Source organism: Pseudomonas sp. FP1762 (genome assembly GCF_030687105.1).
GTDB lineage: Bacteria > Pseudomonadota > Gammaproteobacteria > Pseudomonadales > Pseudomonadaceae > Aquipseudomonas > Aquipseudomonas siliginis.
In genome coordinates, this window is record NZ_CP117458.1 from 4105603 (window position 1) to 4126891 (window position 21289).

The 21289-nt window shown below is 60.3% G+C and carries 22 protein-coding genes and 2 pseudogenes; 15 read left to right on the forward strand and 9 right to left on the reverse strand.

Going from position 1 to position 21289, the window contains the following annotated elements; translation table 11 throughout:
* Positions 1-91: 91 nt before the first annotated feature.
* The gene (locus PSH90_RS18165) at positions 92-715 is read right to left on the reverse strand and encodes a TetR/AcrR family transcriptional regulator (RefSeq protein WP_305381211.1); all 624 of its coding nucleotides are present in this window, start codon (positions 713-715) and stop codon (positions 92-94) included.
* 184 nt (positions 716-899) lie between these two features.
* Here PSH90_RS18165 and PSH90_RS18170 point away from each other — a divergent pair, with 184 nt between their 5' ends.
* The 9 genes and pseudogenes from PSH90_RS18170 to PSH90_RS18205 all read left to right on the forward strand — a co-directional run bounded on the left by PSH90_RS18170 (position 900) and on the right by PSH90_RS18205 (position 10232).
* Complete coding sequence (locus PSH90_RS18170) at positions 900-2684, forward strand: acyclic terpene utilization AtuA family protein (RefSeq protein ID WP_305381213.1); 1785 nt, start codon at positions 900-902, stop codon at positions 2682-2684.
* A 12-nt stretch (positions 2685-2696) separates the two neighbouring features.
* Positions 2697-3581 carry an SDR family oxidoreductase gene (locus tag PSH90_RS18175; protein WP_056788538.1) on the forward strand — a complete coding sequence of 295 codons (885 nt, stop codon included), beginning with the start codon at positions 2697-2699 and terminating at the stop codon, positions 3579-3581.
* Between the two features lie 3 nt (positions 3582-3584).
* The gene (locus PSH90_RS18180) at positions 3585-5201 is read left to right on the forward strand and encodes an acyl-CoA carboxylase subunit beta (RefSeq protein WP_305381215.1); all 1617 of its coding nucleotides are present in this window, start codon (positions 3585-3587) and stop codon (positions 5199-5201) included.
* A gap of 30 nt (positions 5202-5231) precedes the next feature.
* On the forward strand, positions 5232-6389 hold the full coding sequence (atuD, locus tag PSH90_RS18185) for a citronellyl-CoA dehydrogenase (RefSeq protein ID WP_305381216.1): 1158 nt from the start codon (positions 5232-5234) through the stop codon (positions 6387-6389).
* Positions 6386-7180 carry an enoyl-CoA hydratase/isomerase family protein gene (locus tag PSH90_RS18190; protein ID WP_305381218.1) on the forward strand — a complete coding sequence of 265 codons (795 nt, stop codon included), beginning with the start codon at positions 6386-6388 and terminating at the stop codon, positions 7178-7180. The genes atuD and PSH90_RS18190 overlap by 4 nt, the downstream gene beginning before the upstream one ends.
* Positions 7181-7301: 121 nt before the next feature.
* Positions 7302-8817, forward strand: a pseudogene (locus PSH90_RS18195) (acetyl/propionyl/methylcrotonyl-CoA carboxylase subunit alpha); the annotation flags it as partial.
* 95 nt (positions 8818-8912) lie between these two features.
* Positions 8913-9263: pseudogene (locus PSH90_RS27580) on the forward strand (acetyl-CoA carboxylase biotin carboxyl carrier protein subunit); the annotation flags it as partial.
* A 70-nt stretch (positions 9264-9333) separates the two neighbouring features.
* On the forward strand, positions 9334-9876 hold the full coding sequence (locus tag PSH90_RS18200; protein WP_024013686.1) for an exonuclease domain-containing protein: 543 nt from the start codon (positions 9334-9336) through the stop codon (positions 9874-9876).
* A gap of 71 nt (positions 9877-9947) precedes the next feature.
* Positions 9948-10232 carry a pyrimidine/purine nucleoside phosphorylase gene (locus PSH90_RS18205; RefSeq protein ID WP_039759849.1) on the forward strand — a complete coding sequence of 95 codons (285 nt, stop codon included), beginning with the start codon at positions 9948-9950 and terminating at the stop codon, positions 10230-10232.
* Positions 10233-10304: 72 nt separating this feature from the next.
* Here the strand turns inward: PSH90_RS18205 and PSH90_RS18210 are convergent, their stop codons facing one another.
* Positions 10305-11111 carry an MOSC domain-containing protein gene (locus PSH90_RS18210; protein ID WP_095182186.1) on the reverse strand — a complete coding sequence of 269 codons (807 nt, stop codon included), beginning with the start codon at positions 11109-11111 and terminating at the stop codon, positions 10305-10307.
* Between the two features lie 191 nt (positions 11112-11302).
* Entirely contained in the window at positions 11303-12238 is a 936-nt protein-coding gene (locus PSH90_RS18215) for a chemotaxis protein CheV (RefSeq protein WP_016770829.1), read from the reverse strand.
* A 454-nt stretch (positions 12239-12692) separates the two neighbouring features.
* On the opposite strand from PSH90_RS18215, the gene PSH90_RS18220 reads away from it, so the two are divergent.
* From PSH90_RS18220 to PSH90_RS18230, 3 genes are all read left to right on the forward strand, one after another.
* Complete coding sequence (locus tag PSH90_RS18220) at positions 12693-13163, forward strand: hypothetical protein (RefSeq protein ID WP_150637816.1); 471 nt, start codon at positions 12693-12695, stop codon at positions 13161-13163.
* A gap of 463 nt (positions 13164-13626) precedes the next feature.
* Positions 13627-14520, forward strand: a complete 894-nt coding sequence (locus PSH90_RS18225) for a sensor histidine kinase (RefSeq protein WP_024013690.1) — start codon at positions 13627-13629, stop codon at positions 14518-14520.
* Positions 14517-15176: a response regulator transcription factor gene (locus PSH90_RS18230; RefSeq protein WP_041478445.1), complete on the forward strand. Its 660-nt coding sequence runs from the start codon at positions 14517-14519 to the stop codon at positions 15174-15176. The genes PSH90_RS18225 and PSH90_RS18230 overlap by 4 nt, the downstream gene beginning before the upstream one ends.
* On the opposite strand, the gene yegS is transcribed toward PSH90_RS18230, so the two are convergent.
* On the reverse strand, positions 15160-16077 hold the full coding sequence (gene yegS, locus PSH90_RS18235; protein ID WP_041478444.1) for a lipid kinase YegS: 918 nt from the start codon (positions 16075-16077) through the stop codon (positions 15160-15162). The two genes, PSH90_RS18230 and yegS, sit on opposite strands and share 17 nt — an antisense overlap.
* Positions 16078-16392: 315 nt before the next feature.
* On the opposite strand from yegS, the gene PSH90_RS18240 reads away from it, so the two are divergent.
* On the forward strand, positions 16393-16701 hold the full coding sequence (locus PSH90_RS18240; protein WP_172834003.1) for a hypothetical protein: 309 nt from the start codon (positions 16393-16395) through the stop codon (positions 16699-16701).
* A gap of 59 nt (positions 16702-16760) precedes the next feature.
* On the opposite strand, the gene glp is transcribed toward PSH90_RS18240, so the two are convergent.
* Both glp and moaB read right to left on the reverse strand, forming a co-directional pair.
* Complete coding sequence (gene glp / locus PSH90_RS18245) at positions 16761-17987, reverse strand: gephyrin-like molybdotransferase Glp (RefSeq protein ID WP_305381221.1); 1227 nt, start codon at positions 17985-17987, stop codon at positions 16761-16763.
* Positions 17971-18510 carry a molybdenum cofactor biosynthesis protein B gene (moaB, locus tag PSH90_RS18250; RefSeq protein ID WP_016770598.1) on the reverse strand — a complete coding sequence of 180 codons (540 nt, stop codon included), beginning with the start codon at positions 18508-18510 and terminating at the stop codon, positions 17971-17973. Before moaB ends, glp begins: the two co-directional genes overlap by 17 nt.
* 81 nt (positions 18511-18591) lie before the next feature.
* Here moaB and mobA point away from each other — a divergent pair, with 81 nt between their 5' ends.
* Both mobA and PSH90_RS18260 read left to right on the forward strand, forming a co-directional pair.
* A complete protein-coding gene (gene mobA / locus PSH90_RS18255; protein ID WP_041478442.1) occupies positions 18592-19194 on the forward strand; it encodes a molybdenum cofactor guanylyltransferase MobA in 603 nt (200 codons plus the stop codon).
* Positions 19195-19272: 78 nt separating this feature from the next.
* Positions 19273-19494, forward strand: a complete 222-nt coding sequence (locus PSH90_RS18260) for a YgdI/YgdR family lipoprotein (protein ID WP_016770600.1) — start codon at positions 19273-19275, stop codon at positions 19492-19494.
* 82 nt (positions 19495-19576) lie between these two features.
* Here PSH90_RS18260 and PSH90_RS18265 read toward each other — a convergent pair whose 3' ends face one another.
* The 3 genes from PSH90_RS18265 to PSH90_RS18275 all read right to left on the reverse strand — a co-directional run bounded on the left by PSH90_RS18265 (position 19577) and on the right by PSH90_RS18275 (position 21205).
* On the reverse strand, positions 19577-20467 hold the full coding sequence (locus PSH90_RS18265; RefSeq protein ID WP_305381223.1) for a pseudouridine synthase: 891 nt from the start codon (positions 20465-20467) through the stop codon (positions 19577-19579).
* Between the two features lie 70 nt (positions 20468-20537).
* Positions 20538-20855 carry a hypothetical protein gene (locus PSH90_RS18270; RefSeq protein ID WP_016770837.1) on the reverse strand — a complete coding sequence of 106 codons (318 nt, stop codon included), beginning with the start codon at positions 20853-20855 and terminating at the stop codon, positions 20538-20540.
* Between the two features lie 113 nt (positions 20856-20968).
* A complete protein-coding gene (locus PSH90_RS18275) occupies positions 20969-21205 on the reverse strand; it encodes a glutaredoxin family protein (protein WP_016770838.1) in 237 nt (78 codons plus the stop codon).
* Positions 21206-21289: the final 84 nt, after the last annotated feature.

The window sequence follows — 21289 nt, forward strand, 5'->3', positions numbered from 1 at the left end:
CACCCCACTCCCCGAAAAAAATAGCGATCAATGCATTCAAGCTAGGCGGTTTCGCCGACTTAGCCAGTTTCCCGGCCGGTCCGACAACCGTTCAACGCGCTTCGAGGACCAGAATCAACGCTTCATCGGCGAGTTGATCGAGGCTCAAACTGCCGCCGGCACGGAACCAGGTGGTGGTCCAGGACAGTGCGCCGGTAAGGAAACGTCGGGTAATAAAAACGTCACCGCGAATAAAGCCCGCGTCCTTGGCCTCGCCCAGAACCTGCAGCCAGAGGTCTTCATAAACATCACGCAAAGCGAGGACTTTAGCCTGGCCGTCTTCGGACAATGAGCGCCATTCGTATACCAGCACGGCCATCGCTTCGCCACTGCCGCCCATGATCGACTGCAACTCGCAACGAATCAGTGCCAGCACCCTTTCGCGCACATCGCTCGCCTCGGCCAAGGCTGCGCGCATCAAAGCGGTGTTGTAGCGGATGGTTTCCTCCATCACCGCGCGGAGAATTTCATCCTTGCTTTTGAAGTGATGAAAAATGCTTCCCGACTGAATGCCCACAGCACTGGCCAGATCACGCACTGTGGTGCGCTCATAGCCTTTGTTGCGAAACAGGTGAGCCGCCACTTGCAGCAATTTGCCACGGGCGCTGTCCGGGTCGGTCAACTGGCCTTGGTCGACCAGTTCGCGCATGACCCGCAGGGCTTTTTGCTCGTCCACCCGTTCTCTCCTACAGTCGATCAGTGTGTTGCCCCCTGTAACCGCAGGGTTGCGCGCAATTTAAGCCGCGCGCGGGCACCAAGCAAGCGCTTGGGCAGAAGAATGTTTCGCCTGTTTACAAACCAAGCGCTTGCTTGGTAGCCTCCAGACACTTCTGTCGCAGGTCCCTGAGTCGGAGATAAAAATGCCAACCACCGTGCGAATCGGCTGCGCCAGTGCTTTTTGGGGCGACACCTCCACCGCTGCCGCCCAGCTTGTCTCCGGCGGAAACCTGGATTATCTGGTGTTCGATTATCTGGCCGAGATCACCATGTCGCTTATGGCCGGTGCGCGCCTGAAAGACCCGCAGGCCGGGTTCGCGGGTGACTTCGTTGAAGTGCTGGCGCCGCTGCTGACGCAACTGGCCGAACAGAACATCCGCGTGATCAGCAATGCCGGCGGGGTCAATCCGCAGGCTTGCGCGGCGGCCCTGCAAGCGGCCTGCGACCAGGCTGGGGTCCAGCTGAAGATTGCCGTGTTGCTCGGCGATGACCTGCAAGGACAACTCAAAAACCCCGCCGACATCCGGGAAATGTTCAGCGGCGCGCCGCTTCCGCGCATGTGCGTGTCGACCAACGCCTACCTCGGCGCGCCGGGGATTGTCGAAGCGTTGCGCCTGGGTGCCGACATTGTCATCACCGGCCGGGTGGTCGACAGCGCCGTGGTCAGTGCGGCGCTGGTTCACGAATTCGGCTGGTCGTGGCATGACTACGACAAACTCGCCCAGGCCGCACTGGCCGGGCACATCATCGAATGCGGCGCGCAGTGCACGGGCGGTAATTTCACCGACTGGCGCGAGGTGCCGGATTACGAGCACATCGGTTTTCCGATCGTCGAGGTCAGCGCCGATAGCCAGTTCCTCGTCAGCAAACCCGAAGGCTCCGGCGGACTGGTCACGCCGTTGACGGTCGGCGAGCAGATGCTCTACGAAATCGGCGATCCGCAGGCCTATCTGTTACCCGACGTGATCTGCGATTTCAGCCAGGTCAAACTCCAGCAACAGGGCAAAAACGTCGTGCACGTGCACGGTGCCAAAGGCCTGCCGCCCAACGACAAATACAAGGTCAGCGCCACGTACCCGGACGGTTTCCGCTGCACCGCCAGTTGCCTGATGGCCGGCATCGACGCAGTGGACAAGGCACGGCGGGTCAGTCAGGCAATCATCGACAAGACCGCCGAGATGTTCAGCCTGCGCGGCTGGGCGCCGTACAGCGAAACCCATGTCGAACTGCTCGGCAGCGAAGCCACCTACGGCCCCCACGGCCAGCGCCGCGACAGCCGTGAAGTGGTGATCAAAATCGCCGTGCGCCATCCCGACAAACACGCACTGGTACTGTTTTCCAGAGAGATCGCCCAGGCCGCGACCGGCATGGCGCCGGGTTTGACCGGCATCGTCGGCGGTCGTCCGACCGTATACCCCCTCATCCGTCTGTTCTCTTTCCTCATCGATAAAAGCGCCTGCACCCTGCAAATCGATATGGCCGGTGAGCGCCATCCGTGCGCCCTCCCCGACCCAGTGGCCCTCGACAGCGCAGATTTGCCGATCGCCCATCAGCCACCCAAACCCCAGGGCCGCGCCGATGCCAGTGTGCCGCTGGTGAAACTGGCGGTGGCGCGCTCCGGCGACAAGGGCAACCACAGCAACATCGGCGTGATGCCGCGCCATCCCGATTACCTGCCGTGGATCGCCGAAGCGCTGACCCCTTCGGTGGTGGTCGACTGGATGCGCCACGTCCTCGATCCGCTTCTCGGGCGTGTCGAACGCTGGTATCTGCCCGGCACCCACAGCCTCAACTTCCTTTTGGAAAACGCCCTCGGCGGTGGCGGTGTCGCCAGTCTGCGCATCGACCCGCAAGGCAAAGCCTTCGCTCAGCAATTATTGGAAATCCAGATCCCGGTGCCGCAGAGCATCGCCGAACAGCTCGACTAGAGGATGGTGTGCATGGCTTACGCGTCGATTTTTCGCGCCGATCTGTTCAGCGGCCAGAACCTGATTGTCACCGGTGGCGGCAGCGGCATCGGTCGCTGCACCGCCCATGAACTGGCGGCCCTCGGCGCCAATGTGCTGCTGGTCGGGCGCAAGCCGGAAAAGCTGGAAAAAGTCGCCGCCGAAATCACCGACGACGGCGGCCGCGCGCACTGGAAGGCCTGCGATATCCGCGATGAAGAAGCGGTCAAGCAACTGGTCAAAGAGCTGATCGCCGAACACGGGCCGATCCACGGTCTGGTCAACAATGCCGGCGGCCAGTACCCGTCGCCCTTGGCCTCGATCAATCAGAAGGGCTTTGAAACCGTGCTGCGGACCAACCTGGTCGGCGGCTTTCTGATGGCCCGCGAAGTGTTCAACCAGTCGATGAGCAAACACGGCGGCAGCATCGTCAACATGCTCGCTGACATGTGGGGCGGCATGCCCGGCATGGGCCACTCGGGGGCAGCGCGTTCGGGCATGGACAATTTCACCAAGACCGCCGCGTTCGAGTGGGGTTACGCCGGGGTCCGGGTCAACGCCGTGGCGCCGGGCTGGATTGCGTCCAGCGGCATGGACACTTACGAGGGCGCATTCAAAGCGGTGATTCCGACCCTGCGCGAGCATGTGCCGCTCAAGCGTATCGGCACCGAATCGGAAGTCAGTGCGGCGATCGTGTTTCTGCTCAGCCCGGCGGCGGCATTCATCAGCGGCACCACAGTGAAAATCGACGGCGCCGCCAGCCTCGGCAGTCGCGCCTGGCCGCTGCACAAGGCCAGCCACAGCGAATCGTTCAATGGTTTCCACCGCGCGTATTTACCAGAAGTGTTGCGTCCCGACGTGCTCAAGGACAAGGAATAAGCCATGGCGCAGATTCAGTCGCAACTCGATCCGCACAGCGAAGCGTTCGCGCGCAACCGCGCGGCCATGCTCGCCGCCATCGAGCAGGTGCAGCAGCTTGAACAGAACCTGTTGAACAAGGCCGCCGAAGCCAAAGAAAAATTCAGCAAACGCGGGCAACTGTTGCCCCGCGAGCGCTTGAACCTGTTGCTCGACCCCGGCGCGCCGTTTCTCGAACTGGCCAGCCTCGCCGGCTACAAGTTGCACGACGACAAGGACGGCAGTTCGGCCGGTGGCGGGCTGATTGCCGGCATCGGTTATGTCTGCGGCATCCGCGCGATGGTGGTCGCCAACAACAGCGCGATCAAGGGTGGCACGATCTCGCCGAGCGGCCTGAAAAAATCCCTGCGCCTGCAACAGATTGCTCGGGAAAACAAACTGCCGATGATCACCCTCGCCGAAAGCGGCGGTGCCAATCTCAACTACGCGGCGGAGATTTTTGTCGAAGGTGCGCGCAGTTTCGCCAATCAGGCGCGCATGTCAGCGATGGGTTTGCCGCAGATCACCGTGGTGCACGGCTCGGCCACCGCAGGCGGCGCCTATCAACCGGGGTTGTCGGATTACGTGGTGGTGGTGCGCGGCAAGGCCAAGCTGTTTCTCGCTGGCCCACCATTGCTCAAAGCGGCGACCGGCGAAGTGGCCACCGATGAAGAACTCGGAGGCGCCGAAATGCACGCGCAAGTCGCCGGCACTGCCGAATATCTCGCTGAAAACGACGCTGACGGCATACGCCAGGTCCGCGACATCATGCGCATGCTGCCATGGAACGAGCAGTTGCCGTGGCTGCCGGAGCCGCAATTCAAAGAACCGCACTACCCCATCGACGAACTGCTCGGGCTGATCCCGGACGATGCAAAAAAGCCCTACGACGTGCGCGAAATCATCGCGCGGATTGCTGACGAGTCGGACTTTCTCGAATTCAAAGGCGAGTTCGATCAGCAAACCCTTTGCGGCCAACTGAAAATCCAGGGCCGCGCCTGCGGCTTCATTGGCAACAACGGCCCGATCACCCCGCAAGGTGCGAGCAAGGCGGCGCAGTTCATCCAGTTGTGCGACCAGAGCCAGACACCACTGCTGTTTTTTCATAACACCACGGGTTTCATGGTCGGCACCGAATCGGAACAGCAAGGGGTGATCAAGCACGGCTCGAAACTGATCCAGGCGGTGGCCAACGCACGAGTGCCTAAACTGACCATTGTCGTCGGCGGTTCCTACGGCGCCGGCAACTACGCCATGTGCGGGCGCGGGCTCGATCCGCGCTTCATCTTCGCCTGGCCCAACAGCCGCACAGCGGTGATGGGCGGCGCTCAGGCCGGCAAGGTTCTGCGCATCGTCACTGAGGCCAAACAGCTCAAGGACGGCATCGAGCCCGATCCGAAAATGCTCGACATGCTCGAACAGATGACCGCGCAGAAACTCGACAGCCAGTCCACCGCACTGTACGGCAGCGCCAACCTGTGGGACGACGGCCTGATCGACCCGCGCGACACCCGCACCCTGCTCGGTTACTTGCTGGATATCTGCCACGAAGCCGACATGCGCACGCTGCAACCCAACAGCTTCGGCGTCAGCCGCTTCTGACCGCCACGGATCCTACGGAGAACAACAACAATGATCTTCACCCCGGAACACGAAGCCCTGCGCCGCACCGTTCGCCAGTTCGTCACCCACGAGATCAACCCGCACGTCGAAGAGTGGGAAAAGGCCGGACGCTTTCCCATCCACGAAATTTTCCGCAAGGCCGGTGAGCTGGGCCTGCTGGGCATTTCCAAGCCGGAAAAATTCGGCGGCATGGGCCTTGATTACAGCTATTCGATCGTCGCCGCTGAAGAGTTCGGCACCATTCATTGCGGCGGGATTCCGATGTCGATCGGCGTGCAGACCGACATGTGCACACCCGCCCTCGCCCGCTTCGGCTCCGATGAATTGCGCGAAGAATTCCTGCGCCCGGCCATCACGGGCGAACAGGTCGGTTGCATCGGCGTTTCCGAAGTCGGCGCCGGCTCCGATGTCGCCGGGCTGAAAACCACGGCACGCAAGGACGGCGATGACTACGTGATCAACGGCAGCAAGATGTGGATCACCAACTCGCCGAGCGCCGACTTCATCTGCCTGCTGGCCAACACCTCGGACGACAAGCCGCACATCAACAAGTCGCTGATCATGGTGCCGATGAACACCCCGGGAATCAGCCTCAGTTCGCACCTGGACAAGCTCGGCATGCGCAGCTCGGAAACCGCGCAGGTGTTCTTCGACAACGTGCGCGTGCCCCAGCGCAATCGCATCGGCCACGAAGGCGCCGGGTTCATGATGCAGATGCTGCAGTTTCAGGAAGAACGTCTGTTCGGCGCGGCGAACATGATCAAGGGCCTGGAATATTGCATCGACAGCACCATCGAGTACTGCAAGGAGCGCAAGACCTTCGGCAACGCGCTGATCGACAACCAGGTGATCCACTTCCGCTTCGCCGAATTGCAGACCGAAATCGAATGCCTGCGCGCGCTGGTCTATCAGGCCACCGAGCAGTACATCAAAGGTCAGGACGTCACGCGCCTGGCATCGATGGCCAAGCTCAAGGCCGGACGCCTCGGCCGTGAAGTCAGCGACAGCTGCCTGCAATATTGGGGCGGCATGGGCTTCATGTGGGACAACCCGGTGGCCCGCGCCTATCGCGATGTGCGCCTGGTCTCGATTGGCGGCGGCGCCGACGAAATCATGCTGGGGATCATCTGCAAACTGATGGGCATCCTGCCGGGGAAAAAGAAATGAGCAACCTGCCCGATTGCCAGGCGCTGTTGCTGGAACTGCATGGTGGCGTACTGCACATCACCCTCAACCGCCCGGACAGCCGCAACGCGATGAGCCTGCAAATGGTCGCCGAACTGCGCGCGGTGCTGGCGGCGGTGCGTGATGACCGCACAGTGCGGGCCTTGGTGCTCAGCGGTGCCGGCGGGCATTTCTGCGCCGGTGGCGACATCAAGGACATGGCCAATGCCCGGGCTCAGGGCGCGGACGCTTACCGCGAGTTGAACCGGGTGTTCGGTGCGTTGCTGGTGCAAGCCCAACACACGCCGCAAGTGCTGATCACTGTGCTGCAAGGCGCCGTGCTCGGCGGCGGCTTCGGCCTGGCTTGCGTCAGCGATATTGCGATCAGCGATCACAAGGCGCAGTTCGGCTTGCCGGAAACCAGCCTTGGCCTGATCCCGGCGCAAATCGCACCGTTTGTAGTGCAACGGATCGGTCTGACCGAAACCCGCCGACTCGCGCTGACGGCGGCGCGTTTCGATGGCCCTGAGGCGCAGCGATTGGGGCTGGTGCATTTCGTTGAACAGGATGCGCAAGCGTTGGCCGAGCGACTGGATGAGGTGTTGCAACAGGTGCTGCGCTGCGCACCGGAAGCGAATGCGATGACGAAAAAATTGTTGCTGGCGAGTGCCGGACAGCCGTCGAGCGCATTGCTCGATGAGGCGGCGCAGTGGTTCAGCGCGGCGGTGACTGGAGACGAGGGAATCGAGGGGACCATGGCATTCATGCAGAAACGCAAACCGGGGTGGGCCTGAAAAAGCATCGCGGGCAAGCCCGCTCCCACACGGATTTTCATTCGCTCAAAAAACCTGTGGGAGCTGGCTTGCCAGCGATGAGGCCATCACATTCAACGCCAAAAAACTCAGGAACCCCACCATGCCCACCCTCCACAAAATCCTGATCGCCAACCGCGGTGAAATCGCCTGCCGCATCCAGCGCACGGCCCAGGCGCGGGGCTATCGCACCGTCGCCGTGTTCAGCGACGCCGACGCCGATGCGCTACACGTGCAAATGGCCGATCAGGCCGTGCACATCGGCCCGGCGCCGGTGCAGCAGTCGTACCTCAACATTGCGGCGATCCTCGACGCCGCCCGACGCTGCGGCGCCGATGCGATTCACCCGGGCTACGGCTTTCTCTCGGAAAACGCCGATTTCGCCCGCGCCTGCGCCGAAGCCGGGCTGATTTTCATCGGTCCCAGCGTCAAAGCTATCGAACTGATGGGCAGCAAACGCCTGTCGAAAATTGCCATGCTCGACGCGGGCGTGCCATGCATTGCCGGCTATCAAGGCGCAGCGCAGGACGACGCGACCCTATTGGCCGAAGCCGCGCGGATCGGTTATCCGCTGATGATCAAGGCCAGCGCCGGTGGCGGCGGACGTGGCATGCGCCTGGTGCACGAGGCCAGCGAACTGACGGCGCAACTGCGCACCGCGCGGTCCGAAGCAATGAACGGTTTCGGCAGTGACGAGTTGATTCTCGAGCAGGCCTTGATCGAACCGCGCCACGTCGAAGTGCAACTGTTCGGCGACCAGCATGGCCATCTGGTCTACCTCGGCGAACGCGATTGCTCGATCCAGCGCCGCCATCAGAAAGTCATCGAAGAAGCGCCGTGCCCGGTGATGACCGCCGAGCTGCGCCAGGCCATGGGCCAAGCAGCACTCAAGGCCGGGCGCGCGGTGGATTACGTCGGCGCCGGCACCGTGGAGTTCCTGCTCGACGCGCGCGGGCAATTCTACTTTCTGGAAATGAACACCCGCCTGCAGGTCGAACACCCGGTAACGGAAATGATCACCGGCCTCGATCTGGTCGCGTGGCAACTGCTGGTTGCCGAGGGCCAGCCGCTGCCGCTGACCCAGGAGCAGATCCGTCTCGACGGACACGCCATGGAAGTGCGCCTCTACGCCGAAGATCCCGCTGCGGATTTTCTCCCGCAAACCGGCCGAATTGCGGCATGGCAACCGGCTTCGGATCACGGTGCGCGGATCGATCATGGTCTGCTTGAAGGTCAGTCGGTGAGCCCGTTCTACGATCCGATGCTGGGCAAACTGATCGCCCACGGTGCAACCCGCGAAGAGGCGCGGCGCAAGCTGTTGCGTGCGGTGCAGGACACCGTGCTGCTCGGCGTGCAAAGCAATCAACGTTTGCTCGAGGGCCTGTTGCAACATCCGCAGTTCATCAGCGGCGATTTCAGCACCGCCTTCATCCAGCACCATTTTTCCAGCCATGCCAGCCTCAACACTTATGTGCCGACGACGGAGCAACTGGCGATTGCTGTGGTGTTGTTCTATCAGGCCAGCGCCCTGCCCCATCGCGCCCCGTTGAATGGCTGGCGCAACAACGCGAGCGTGCCGTTGCACTATCGACTCGGCAGTGACGAGCAGGACTGGACGCTGTCGGTGCTGGCGCGCAAATCCGGCGAGTTGGTCGTGCAGGCTGGCGAAAGCACTGTGGCGGTGAAAATCATTGAGCACACCGCGCAATCGGTAACCATGGAAATCCACGGCCTGCGCCAGCGTTATGCCTACCGTCTGCACGATGGGCAGCTATGGCTGTTCACCCATCCGGGCAGCCTGCGCCTGGAGGATCGAACTCATGCGCCGATCGACAGTCAGACCAGCGTCGCTTCCGGCACCCTCAAAGCGCCGATGGACGGTGCTATTGTCGACGTGCTGGTCAGCGAAGGCAGTACCGTCAGCAAGGGTCAATTGCTGGTGGTACTGGAGGCAATGAAAATGGAGCATCCGTTGAAGGCCGGCATCGATGGCGTGCTCAAACGGGTGCAAGTGAAGGTCGGCGATCAGGTAAAAAATCGTCAGGTTCTGTTGCAGGTCGAGTAGTCGCCCGGGCACAAGCGCGGGGTTTGACTACGCTCTGATAAATCAGAACGCGGAAATCAGGAACCCTGCGATGCCCCATTGGCTGGTCATAGATCTGGAAGCCACCACAGACGAGGGTGGCTGGCCGGTCACGGAGATGGAAATAATCGAGATCGGTGCGACCCTGGTCGACCGCGCCGGGCGCGAGCAGGATCACTTCCAGCGCTTCGTCAAACCGACCCGCCGGCCATTGCTGACGCCATTCTGTCGGGAGCTGACGCACATCACTCAGGCCAACATCGATTCGGCGCAACCGCTGAGCGAAGTCTGGCCGGCCTTTGAGCGTTGGCTGGCGCAGCATCAGGCTCGCCTTGAAGGCTGGGCCAGTTGGGGCGGTTACGATCGCCAGCAGTTGCTCCAGGAGTGGCAGCGCCTGAACATCGACAGCGGCCTGAGCAAAGTCCCGCACATGAACCTCAAACAGCGCTTCGCCAAGGCCCGGCGCCTGGAACGACCGCTGGGGCTCAACGGCGCGTTGCAACTGGCGGGCATGCAGTTCAACGGCCAACAACATCGCGCACTGGAAGATGCCCGCAATACCGCACGGTTATTGCCGCTGGTCCTGCCGCTTTAGACGCGTGACGGCGCGAAAAGCCTTGTGCATACTGGCCGCCCCCTTTTAAGCCCTTTTCGAGGAATCCGCCCATGTTTAAAGTCAACGAGTACTTCGACGGCACCGTCAAGTCGATCGCCTTTGGCACCGCTGAAGGTCCGGCGACCATTGGCGTCATGGCCCCGGGCGAATACGAATTCGGCACCAGCCAGCGCGAGATCATGCATGTGGTTTCCGGCGCGCTGAGCGTAAAACTGCCAGACAGCAGCGACTGGGAAACCTTCGCCGCCGGCAGCCAGTTCAACGTCCCGGCCAACAGCAAGTTCCAACTGAAAGTCGCCGTTGATACCGCTTACCTGTGCGAATACCGCGGCTGATCCCGCCGGTTTCACTGCGCAAAAAAATGCCCGCGTCCAAAAGACCCGGGCATTTTTCGTTTCAGCGACAACCTATTCGAGGATTTCCACCGGCATGCCGACTTCCAGGCGTCCGTTGCCGTCGTTGACCAGATTCTGCCCGAACATCGCGCCATCGGCGGTTGAGCGATGTTTCTGTAACGTCGCGAACGGCTCGCGATCGGCGCTACGCTCACCGGTTTGCGGGTCGACAGTGGTCATGATGCAACGCGCGCACGGCTTGACCACGCGGAATTCGATGTCGCCAATGCGAATACGCTTCCAGTTGTCCTCGGCGTAAGGCGCGCTGCCTTCGATGACCAGATTCGGACGGAAGCGCAGCATCTCCAGCTCTCGCCCTACCGTTTCCGAGAGTGCCAGCCGCGAGGCTTCGCCGATCAGCAGCAATGGATAACCGTCGGCGAACGCCACTTGATCGTCGTCCTTGCCGAAACCCGACTGCGTGGTGCGCGCCCGCTCAAGTGGCATTTGCACCAGACGTGTCGGCTTGCCGAGGAAGTCACTGACAAAACGCGCGGCTTGATCACCAGCGTCCGGCACCCGCAGGGTGTCACGCCAGATCGTCACACCGCGCAGCTCGGCGTCGGCAGCGGGCAGCGCGACTTCGATAGCACCCTGCTCGGGAGCGCTGAGGGTCAGACCGCCGCCGGCATTCCATAACGCCGACAGCTGACTCATCTTCGCTTCGGCACGCTGGGTCAGAAAGCGCCCGCTGGCCTCGTCCACCAGCATCCAGCGTCGGTCGCCCGCCAGCCCGAGCTTGTCCAGCTCAATGCTTTGCAGGATTTCGCCCTTGCCGGATTTCAACGGGTAACGATAAAGCGCGCTCAGACGCAGCATGGCCAGCTTCCTTGGAGGAAAAACGCCACCCTATACGAGCTTCAATAGCGAATCAAAGCCGTCATTAATGTAAATACACTTCTGTGGGAGCGAGCCTGCTCGCGAAGAGGCCGGCACATTCACCATCAATGTGTCCGACCCTGCGCTTCCGCGAGCAGGCTCGCTCCCACAGGAAGCAAAATGTGCGTGTTTCAGGCCGGCACGGCGTCGAGCATCAGACGCTGGCGCACCACGTCGACCAGTTTGTCCGGCTGGAATTTGGAAAGGAAGTTGTCGCAACCGACCTTCTTCACCATCGAGTCGTTGAAACTGCCGGACAGCGAGGTGTGCAGCACGACGTACAGGCCACGCAGGCGAGGGTCGTTGCGGATCTCCGTGGTCAGGCGATAGCCGTCCATTTCCGGCATTTCCGCATCGGTGAAGATCATCAGCAGTTTATCGGTCATATGCACGCCGGTATCGGCCCAGGCCTTGAGCATGTTCAAGGCTTTCAGACCGTCGCTGGCAATGTGCATTTTCACCCCGAGCTGGCCGAGGGTATCGCGCAATTGCGAAAGCGCCACGTTGGAATCATCCACCAGCAACACTTCGCGGCCACGGGCGCGCTCGAGTACCGGATCGTCGAGTTTCTCGCGCGAGACCTTGGCGTTGTACGGGACGATTTCCGCGAGGACTTTCTCGACGTCGATGATCTCCACCAGTTGATCGTCGACCTTGCTGATCGCGGTCAGATAATGCTGACGGCCGGCACTGGTCGGCGGCGGCAGAATGGCTTCCCAGTTCATGTTGACGATGCGGTCGACACCGCCGACGAGGAAGGCCTGCACCGAACGGTTGTATTCGGTGACGATGATCGTGCTGTTCGGGCCCGGCACCAGTGGGCGCATACCGATTGCCTGCGACAGGTCGATCACCGGCAAGGTCTGTCCGCGCAGATTGACCACGCCGCAGACGAAAGGATGACGCTGCGGCATCAGGGTCAGCTTGGGCAGTTGCAGCACTTCCTGAACCTTGAACACGTTGATCGCGAACAGCTGGCGTCCGGCCAGGCGAAACATGAGGATTTCCAGGCGATTCTCACCCACCAGTTGCGTGCGTTGGTCTACCGTGTCGAGAATGCCGGCCATCAATGACTCCTGGGCTTGTTCTGATGAATTCACTATGGGGGTTTATCGGCTGCATTCAGCTAATCTTGATTGCTGTAAAGCGCGTCGCTAAAAATGCCACAAACGGCCATTGATGTCACACTGACATCATGCTTTACTGGCAATCGTGATTTCATCTGCTAGATTCATTGCGGCGCGACCTCGGTTTGCACGTTAGGTTCCCGCGCCTAAGGGATTCCCCTAGGATCAATCAGGCCCAACCTGATATTCGCCATTTCCAATAGCCATTACTGTGACGCCATTCTCATTGCATGAACGGAGTCAGGCTATTGTGTGCGATCGCAATTCAGTGGCAACCCACCCTCTGGAACCCCTCGGTCCGTGCACCTGCACCGCCGGGCGCGATCTGCCGACGATTCACGATCGTCGCCACACACGGCCATCCGTCAACCAACACGACGTGGTGGAGATGAACATGCCAATCGACCGTAAAGACTGGGCGCAACGCTTCCCCGAATTTCTGGTCGAGGCCGAAACGCTTCTCGCCAAGTCCGAAGAATGCCTGAGCCATCTGCAACTGATCAGCAATGACAAGGATGCCATCGACTGCATGCTCGGCACTCTGCTGAAGCTGGCGGGTCGGGCCGAAGCGCTGGCGCTTGAAGCGATCTCCGAGTTTTCCCTGCACATCTACAGCCTGCTCAATTTGCAGCAGGACCACGTCGATCTGCACGAGCAGGCCCTCGATGCGTTACGTGACTGCCTGACCTTGATGGCGTGGCAGCTCGAGCTGGTCGATCCCAGGACCGGACAGCTGACCCTGGATAAAAGCGAACAGACTGATCTGCTCGAGGCCTTCGCGGCACAAATGGGCCAAACCTCGTTCGAGCCCAAGAGGGTGAGCAAACGTTTGCTCTCTTCATCCTTTACCGCGCGCCAGGCTTGAGCCGGTAAGTCGCGATATTGTCGTAAATGAATACTTCGTGCCTGAAAGCGACAATCCGGGGCAAATAATCAGCCCGACCAACGGCTAATTTTCAGGTGCTGCCATCAGGGTTTTCCCTGTGCCCACCGAGCGACACTTCCAGGCAAATCGAAGTGGCCCAAATACAACAACTCCAGCTTTTTCCAATATGGAACTTGCGTCCACGATCCGATATTTCCTGACTGAATGGACATATATAGCAACCGCGACCAACGGTATGTTAAGTGGTATTATGCCGCCGGTTAGTTGCCTGCCGGTTAATGGCATACTGACTTCAGTGTTACCTTTTCGATGTTATTGCCGGTCAATGATCGCTTAATGAATGCGGTTTGAATCAATAACATAAATGACAGTATTTCCACACAGAGATCCGCCAGTCACCGGTCGGTCTGCCCGCAGCGAACATCCATTGGCTCCATCCGTTATGTACGCCAGTCTCAAGTCACTCATTACATGGCCACCTTCTCGGGAAAACGCCCGGCGCTTCACACTTGTCCTGTGTGTTCTGGCGACCTTGGGCAGTCTGCTGGCGTATGTTGTTTCCGCACGCCTTCCTTTGGGATTGCTGGCGCTCGACATCGCCGCCACCGCGTGCGTCTGGGTGCAATATCGCTTGTCACGCAAATCGATCAAGTTTCAACCACAAGAGCTGGCTGATCGACTGTTGCAAGTTCAGGAAAACGAGCGCCATCGCCTCAGCCGGGAATTGCACGACGATATCGGCCAGTTGCTCACCGCCGCCAAACTGCAAAGTGACTGGCTCAAACGCCGCCTGCCGGAGGATCTGCAGGAACAATGCAAGGTGCTCTGCGACACACTGGATGAAACCCTGACAAAGGTGCGTGACGTCTCGGCGATTCTCAATCCACGTCAATTGACCAGTCTGGGCCTCGAAGCCAGCCTGCGTGCGCACTTGCTCAAGACACTGGCCAACACGCCGGTCAACTGGAGTCTCGATTGCCAGCAGCGGCTCAACGGCATCCCCGAGGAAATGGCCGTCGCCGCGTTTCGCATTGCCCAGGAAGCCGTGACCAACATCCTCCGGCACGCACAGGCAAAAAACCTGTTGATTCGGGTACAGCGATTGCCGCAAGGTCTGACGCTATTGATCAGTGATGACGGCCTGGGTTTTGCCCCGGCGGCCGACCCGGCCAGAGAAGGTCAACGCGGCATGGCCGGAATGGCCGAGCGCATCGAACAGTTGGGCGGCACATTGAGCGTTATCAGCGAGCCGGGCAAAGGCACTCGAATCGAAGCACTTTTCCCGTGGGCGCCGCGAGCGCTCGAACGGGCCAGTACGAATAAGGTTATGCGTTGACTTGTAACTTACTTCTGGTGGATGACCACTCGCTGATCAGAGCCGGCGTGCGTGCTCTGGTTCTGGATATTCCCGGTTACGCGGTAATCGGCGAAGCCAGTGATGGTTCGCAATTGCTCGAAATGGTCGAGCAACTGAGCCCCGACATCGTATTGCTGGACATCTCGATGCGGGAAACCGGTGGCCTGGAAGCGCTGCAACGCCTCAAGCGTGTGCGGCCGCAGAGCAAAGTGCTGATTCTGTCGATGCACACCGACCCGGCGCTGATCATGCAGGCGCTGGAGTCCGGTGCCCATGGCTACCTGCTCAAGGACACCACGGCCACCGAGCTCGAGCACGCGCTGGAAGCCCTGCGCAACAACGAACGCTATCTCAGCCCGGCCATCGCTCACACCGTGATCAATCAGGCACTGACCCGCAACCAGAAAAGCCAGCCGGACATCGCCGATTCGCACAATCTGACCGCGCGCCAGCTGGAAATCCTTCGCCTGATCGTGCGCGGCAAATCGACCCGGGAAATCGCCAATGGCCTGGGCTTGAGCGTCAAGACCGTGGAAACCCACCGCGCACAGATCATGAAACGCCTGCAGATCTATGACGTGGCGGGCCTGGTGCTGTTCGCCGTGCGCGAGCAGATCATCAGTCTTGATGACTGACTGGCGTCAGTTGACTCAATAGCGGCGAGTCCTTTGGCAAGTGCACCTGCAACGCTGCGGGTTTCGCAACAAAACGCAGACTGTCACCTTCCAGTGGCTCGCCGTCGAGATTGATGCTCAGCCCTTCGGCGACCTTGATCTCGACCCACGGCAATCGCGCCCGCACGAACATGTTGTCGAGGCCGAAGCCCTCGCTCAGCAGATTCTTCAGCGTGCCGACCAGTTCTTGCGGTGCCGGCAGGATACTGATGTCCAGCAAACCATCATCGACCTGTGCCTCGGGGCACAGCACATGGCCGCCACCCGCCTGCCGCCCGTTACCGATGCCCAGCGCCAGCAGCTCACCCTGCCAATGGAAATCCGGGCCTTGCAACTCGCCGTAAGCGGCATGCAGTTCGCTGAACCGGGTCAGGCCGGTAAACAGATACGCGGCGCCGCCCAAGACCTTCTTCAGATCTTCCGAAGTATTGGCGGTCACCTGGCTGCCGAATCCGCCGGTCGCCATGTTCAGGAAAATCTGCCCGCCCACTTCGCCCAGATCGATATCCGAGGGCTGAACATCCAGTAGCTCAAGGGCTTCGGCAGGCTCCAGGGAAATACCGGCGGCGCGGGAGAAATCGTTGGCGGTTCCCAGCGGCAGCAACACAAGACTGGCTTTTTGCGGATGCTGAGCCAGCGCCTCGGCAATATCGCGCAACGTGCCATCACCGCCACCGGCGATGATTTTGCTGTAGCCGGCCGCCAACGCTTCCTCGACCAGACGCTGGGCGTCGCCGGCCTCCCAGGTCACTCGCACAGCCAGCTCCCAGCCTTGCTCACGCTTGGCTTCGACGGCAGCGCGGACATCCTCGTTGAGTGCCTGTTTGCCATGCAAGATCAGCAGTGCCCGGCGTTCACTCATAACGTCACTCCAAGAATTGAAATCGATTGAAACATCTTGACCACTGTGCGCCTTAAAAAAGCCACCGAGCTGGCAATTAATTCTTCGTCCAACTGCTGGCGTCCTACACAGCGGTATTTTTTCTTACGAAACAAGAGGAATCGGCTTAATTGACCCCGTCCGACCATTGGGTCACCGTGTGCCAGCAGCATCAACCTTCAACCCAATAACACAAGGATGTGCCGGTAATGAACGGATACCCCCCGATTTATTTCCATGAATCGAGCAATGGCAAAACCAGCAAGCGTGCAGTTGATACGATCGGCGAGAACTTCCATGCACAACCATGAAACCAAGGCACCGGTGAGCCCGGTCGCCGCTCTCGCCGAAAGTCGTGCCAGCAAGAAACCAGACTTCTGTAACAGCGCCAAGACCCCTGGAGAGTTTGATATGGAACCCCGAGTCAGCGAGCTGGAGACTCACTTCAAATACATGCGCCGCGATATGGACGAAGTGCTCAATGATGTCCGGACGATCAAACACCGTCTGGCGTATTCGGCGGGTGCCACCGCTGTCATCCTCGGACTGCTGGGATGGGTGGCCAACAGCCGATTCGACCAGTTGGTGACATTGATCAGCAACTGACCGAATCATTCGTTGCACGCGCCGTGCGTATCAGCCGACGCGTGCATGGGCGAGATGGTCTACCCCAGAAGGTCACTGAGGGGAATGAAGCTCACTTCATCACCCTCGCTCAGCGTGCGGCCTTCTCGGACTTCCACCAATCCGTCGGCCCACGCCGCGCTACGCAGCACACCCGAACTTTGGTTGCGGTAAATGATCGCCCGCCCCTGCTCCAAGCGCCCGCGCAGATATTCACGACGGTTGCCGGCCACCGGCCAGACAAAGCCTGCTGGCACTGCAAACTTGAGCGGCTCGACATCTTGCACACCCAGGCGTCGCAACAGATAAGGCCGCGTCAGCAAGGCGAACGTCACCAGCGTAGAGGCGGGATTGCCGGGCAGGCCAATCACCGGCACGTTGCGGAAATGACCGAACGTCAATGGTTTTCCGGGCTTGATCGCCAGTTTCCACAGGTCCAGCTCGCCTTCTTCACGCAAGGCAATGCCGAGGAAATCCGCTTCACCGACCGAGACCCCGCCGGTAGAGAGGACCAGATCGACATTTTGCAGCTCACCCAGCCGCGCCCGCGTCGCGGGCAGATCGTCCAGAAGAATTCCGCCATCGATCACTTCGCAGCCCAGACGCTGCAACCAGCTGCACAGAAGTACGCGATTGCTGTTGTAGATCTGGCCCGGACCCAATGCCTGACCGGGTTCAACCAGCTCGTCCCCAGTGGACAGAACCGCCACCCGCGGCTTGCGCACGACGTTAACCCCGGCACAGCCAAGCGAAGCAGCCAGGCCTTGCTCAATCGGTCCGAGCCGGGTTCCAGCTTGCAGTACCAATTCGCCGACCGTGGTTTCCTGCCCTTGCGGACGAATGTTCTGCCCGGCCTTCAAAGGCTCAAGAAAGCGCACTCGGCCGTCGGCCTGAACTTCGGCATTTTCCTGCATCTCGACACAGTCAGCGCCCGGCGGCAGCGGTGCCCCGGTAAAGATGCGTGCGCAGCTGCCTGGTTCCAACGGCTGCGGAGACTGCCCGGCAAAAACTTTTTGGCTGACCGGCAGCGGCTCGCCCTGCCAATCCGCCAGGTTCAAGGCGTAGCCGTCCATGGCGCTGTTCGGCCACGGCGGCAGATCCAGCGTCGAGATCAGATCTTCAGCCAGCACCCGCCCTTCGACTTGAGACAGCGGCAAGTATTCGCGCTCGACAATGCGCGACGCATCGGCCATGGCCAGCAAACGCTCGAGCGCCGTTTCGACAGGCAGCAGACTGCCGGTCTTGCCCGGCTTACCCACGGGATTCACAAGGCGCCGCCTGCTTCAGGTGGGTGACGAAGTTGCACGGACGATGACGGGCGTCCAGCTGCTCAGCGAGAATGCCGTCCCAGCCGGTGCGCACTGCATTGGTCGAACCCGGCAGGCAGCACACCAGCGTGCCGTTGGCCAGACCAGCCAAGGCCCGGGACTGCACGGTCGAAGTGCCGATATCGGCCACGGAGATCTGGCGGAACAGTTCGCCGAATCCGTCGACCTGTTTGTCGAGCAGGCAAGCCACCGCTTCCGGCGTGCTGTCACGCCCGGTAAAGCCAGTGCCGCCGGTGATCAGCACAACCTGGACCACATCGTCGGCAATCCAATTGGCGACTTGCGCGCGAATTTTGTAGAGATCATCTTTAAGCAAAACACGCTCGGCCAGCGCGTGACCGGCCGCGATCAAGCGATCGACGAAGACCTGGCCGGAGGTATCGGTTTCCAGGGTTCGGGTGTCGCTGACAGTCAGCACCGCAATATTGAGCGGCACGAAAGGTACATCAGCCTTGGCTTTCATAGGCTCTTCCAGTTGTAGGGGAAACAGCCCGGTGTTATATCACAGCGGCTCATTTTTCCGCCGCCCCTCTGGAGAGTCGTCATGCCCTCGAACAACCCGTTGCCACCCTGCTCCGTCCTGCTTCTGGCCGGTGGGCGCGGTCAACGCATGGGCGGTCAGGACAAGGGCCTCATCGAGTGGCTGGGCGAGCCTTTGATCGCGCATCTGCAGCGCAAGGTGCGGCCGTTGACCGACGACCTGATCATCTCTTGCAACCGCAATCGCGAGCGTTATGCCGGGTTTGCCGATCAGTTGGTAATGGATGATGAAGGCGATTTCCCCGGGCCGCTGGCCGGTATTCGTGCTGGACTGAAAGCGGCGCGCCATGCGCATTTGCTGGTGTTGCCATGCGATGTGCCGCGAATCGACACGGCGTTGCTGGAAGCCATGCTGACCACTGCCGATCTGCAACGTGAAAAACCTTTAATGCTGCGCCACGGCGAGCACTGGGAACCGCTGTTGTGCGTGATTCCGGTGGCGCTGTTGCCAGCGTTCGAAGCAGCCTGGAATGCAGGCGAGCGCAGCCCGGGCAGGGTGATGCGCAGTCTCGGCGCCGTCGCATTGCAATGCCCTGACAACGACCCGCGACTGGCCAACCTCAACACCCCCGAATTGTTACATCTGCACAACACTGTGTCAGACTGACACTATCCAAGGAACTCTCACGCCTTGTTTACGTCTCAAGCTCAGTAACCAGAAGATTTCCCATTCGGAGACACACTCATGACTCAACGGACCCTCGCCACTTTCATGCTCGCACTGGGCCTGGCAACCCTCGCCGGTTGCTCCTCGCCGACAGTGATCACCTTGAATGACGGTCGCGAAATCCAGGCCGTCGACACCCCGAAATACGATGATGATTCGGGCTTCTACGAGTTCCAGCAGCTGGACGGCAAAGAGACCCGCATCAACAAGGATCAGGTTCGTACCGTTAAAGAGCTGTAAGGCTCCGCGTCGTTACCGGATACAGAAAAGCCCGCATTGTCATGCGGGCTTTTTCATGGGCGCTCGGAAAGCAGTTTCAGCATTACCACTGCAAGGTGATTCGACTCTCGAACTCCCGCAATTCCCCGGTCACCGGGTCAATGAAGCGCAGGCCCTGCGCAAGCAGCTTCAACGGATTGGCGTAGTCGTCCTCGACATCTTTCAACACAGTCGGATAAAACGGATCGTTGCAAATACTCGCTCCCAGCGACGTCATGTGCACCCGCAACTGATGCTTCTTGCCCGTCACGGGATACAGGCCATAGCGCCACAGATCACCATTTTTCTCACGCACCTCGACCGCCGTTTCGGTATTGCTGGCGCCAGGCCCTTCTTGCATGCGGAAAAACGGCTCGCCATCGACCAACCGGCTCTTGTGCACCAAAGGGAAATTCAGCTCGGGCAGCGCCGGGGCGATCGCTTCATAGCGCTTGTCGATCTGCCGCGTCGGGAACAACGACTGATAGGCCGAGCGGGTTTGCGGGTTGGCCGAGAAGATCACCAAACCTGCCGTGTGCCGGTCGATGCGGTGCAGCGGCACCAGATGCGGATTGTCCAGCCGACGGATCAGCCGGCGCAGCAGGGTTTGTTCGACATATTCCCCGGCCGGGGTGACTGGCAGAAAATGAGGTTTGTCGGCCACTACCAGATGTTCGTCAGCGTAGAGAATCGACTCGAGCACCGGGATCGGCTTCTCGTCCGGCACTTCGCGAAAGTAGTGAATGCGCAGACCTTCCCTGTACGGCAAGTCCAGCGCAATCGGCTGGCCCTGCGCATCCAGCACCCGCCCGCGAGCAATCCGGTCGAGCCACTGTTCGCGGCCGATAGCGCTGAAGTGCTCGCACAGGCAATCGAGTACCGTCAGCCAGGGACCGGGCGGCAAATACAAGGTGCTGGCCTGATTGTGCGCAGCGGAAAATACGGGGCTGGTCATACGAAACAGAAATCCTCAATGCAGGCCGGCATTATCCAACAGTGAGGCAAAGCCACCTAGCGCAGTTTCATCAGGCCGGAATCGATTTGAGGGCCGCCGCTTCGGTGAACTCCTTCAGCCAGCGCAACACATCGACCGCCTCCCAGCGACCCGGATCGTACAAGGCATACAGCAGGCCCTGATAACCGACCACATCCAGTTGCTTGTGATACCCGGCGCGTTGAAACAGGGCTTCGATTTCGGCAAAGCAGGTGTTGAAATGCAGCTTGTTGAACGGCGTCTTGCCTTCCGTGACCAGCCCGTCCAGGCGCAATTCGAGGACGGCCTCGCGCACCACGTCGACCGACATCCGGTTAACGCTGCTCTTCAACTGTTCGACATTGACCACGGTTCATCCCTCTGACTCGATTGCTGTATGGACATACAGTAACCGAAGAAGTCAGCGAGCGCCAACGCAAGGATGTATTGCTGCGACAAGCGGGAGAACGGTAGTAAAGCTCATCATCGTAAAAACGCCGCGATTTCATCGCCACTGAACGGCCAATCCAGCTCCGCGCCAGTGTCAACGCGCCGCAGTACCGGGATGCGCAAGCTGTATTTTTCGAACCACGATTCGTCTTCGGCAATGTCCACCAGTTCAACCAGCAGACCATGCTCGACGAAGGGCATCAGCTCGGCTTCGGCGACTTCACACAGATGACACCCGAGGGTGCCGAACAGCTGACATTCAGGAGGCATGACGGCATTACCGGAAAACAAGTGAGCCCATTCTAGGACGCCACTAAACCCTCGTCGACCCAGCGCCGCTCAAAGGACCCAACG

What these genes read in the sequence shown, in the direction of transcription:
- PSH90_RS18170 (WP_305381213.1), top strand. Translation starts at nt 900, where the DNA reads ATGCCAACCACCGTGCGAATCGGCTGCGCCAGTGCTTTTTGGGGCGAC.
- PSH90_RS18265 (WP_305381223.1), bottom strand. Translation starts at nt 20,467, where the DNA reads ATGACCAGCCCCGTATTTTCCGCTGCGCACAATCAGGCCAGCACCTTG.
- PSH90_RS18175 (WP_056788538.1), top strand. Translation starts at nt 2,697, where the DNA reads ATGGCTTACGCGTCGATTTTTCGCGCCGATCTGTTCAGCGGCCAGAAC.
- PSH90_RS18210 (WP_095182186.1), bottom strand. Translation starts at nt 11,111, where the DNA reads ATGCTGCGTCTGAGCGCGCTTTATCGTTACCCGTTGAAATCCGGCAAG.
- mobA (WP_041478442.1), top strand. Translation starts at nt 18,592, where the DNA reads ATGCCCTCGAACAACCCGTTGCCACCCTGCTCCGTCCTGCTTCTGGCC.
- PSH90_RS18190 (WP_305381218.1), top strand. Translation starts at nt 6,386, where the DNA reads ATGAGCAACCTGCCCGATTGCCAGGCGCTGTTGCTGGAACTGCATGGT.
- PSH90_RS18200 (WP_024013686.1), top strand. Translation starts at nt 9,334, where the DNA reads ATGCCCCATTGGCTGGTCATAGATCTGGAAGCCACCACAGACGAGGGT.
- PSH90_RS18260 (WP_016770600.1), top strand. Translation starts at nt 19,273, where the DNA reads ATGACTCAACGGACCCTCGCCACTTTCATGCTCGCACTGGGCCTGGCA.
- yegS (WP_041478444.1), bottom strand. Translation starts at nt 16,077, where the DNA reads ATGAGTGAACGCCGGGCACTGCTGATCTTGCATGGCAAACAGGCACTC.
- moaB (WP_016770598.1), bottom strand. Translation starts at nt 18,510, where the DNA reads ATGAAAGCCAAGGCTGATGTACCTTTCGTGCCGCTCAATATTGCGGTG.
- PSH90_RS18240 (WP_172834003.1), top strand. Translation starts at nt 16,393, where the DNA reads ATGCACAACCATGAAACCAAGGCACCGGTGAGCCCGGTCGCCGCTCTC.
- atuD (WP_305381216.1), top strand. Translation starts at nt 5,232, where the DNA reads ATGATCTTCACCCCGGAACACGAAGCCCTGCGCCGCACCGTTCGCCAG.
- PSH90_RS18215 (WP_016770829.1), bottom strand. Translation starts at nt 12,238, where the DNA reads ATGGCCGGCATTCTCGACACGGTAGACCAACGCACGCAACTGGTGGGT.
- PSH90_RS18225 (WP_024013690.1), top strand. Translation starts at nt 13,627, where the DNA reads ATGTACGCCAGTCTCAAGTCACTCATTACATGGCCACCTTCTCGGGAA.
- PSH90_RS18205 (WP_039759849.1), top strand. Translation starts at nt 9,948, where the DNA reads ATGTTTAAAGTCAACGAGTACTTCGACGGCACCGTCAAGTCGATCGCC.
- PSH90_RS18180 (WP_305381215.1), top strand. Translation starts at nt 3,585, where the DNA reads ATGGCGCAGATTCAGTCGCAACTCGATCCGCACAGCGAAGCGTTCGCG.
- PSH90_RS18275 (WP_016770838.1), bottom strand. Translation starts at nt 21,205, where the DNA reads ATGCCTCCTGAATGTCAGCTGTTCGGCACCCTCGGGTGTCATCTGTGT.
- PSH90_RS18220 (WP_150637816.1), top strand. Translation starts at nt 12,693, where the DNA reads ATGCCAATCGACCGTAAAGACTGGGCGCAACGCTTCCCCGAATTTCTG.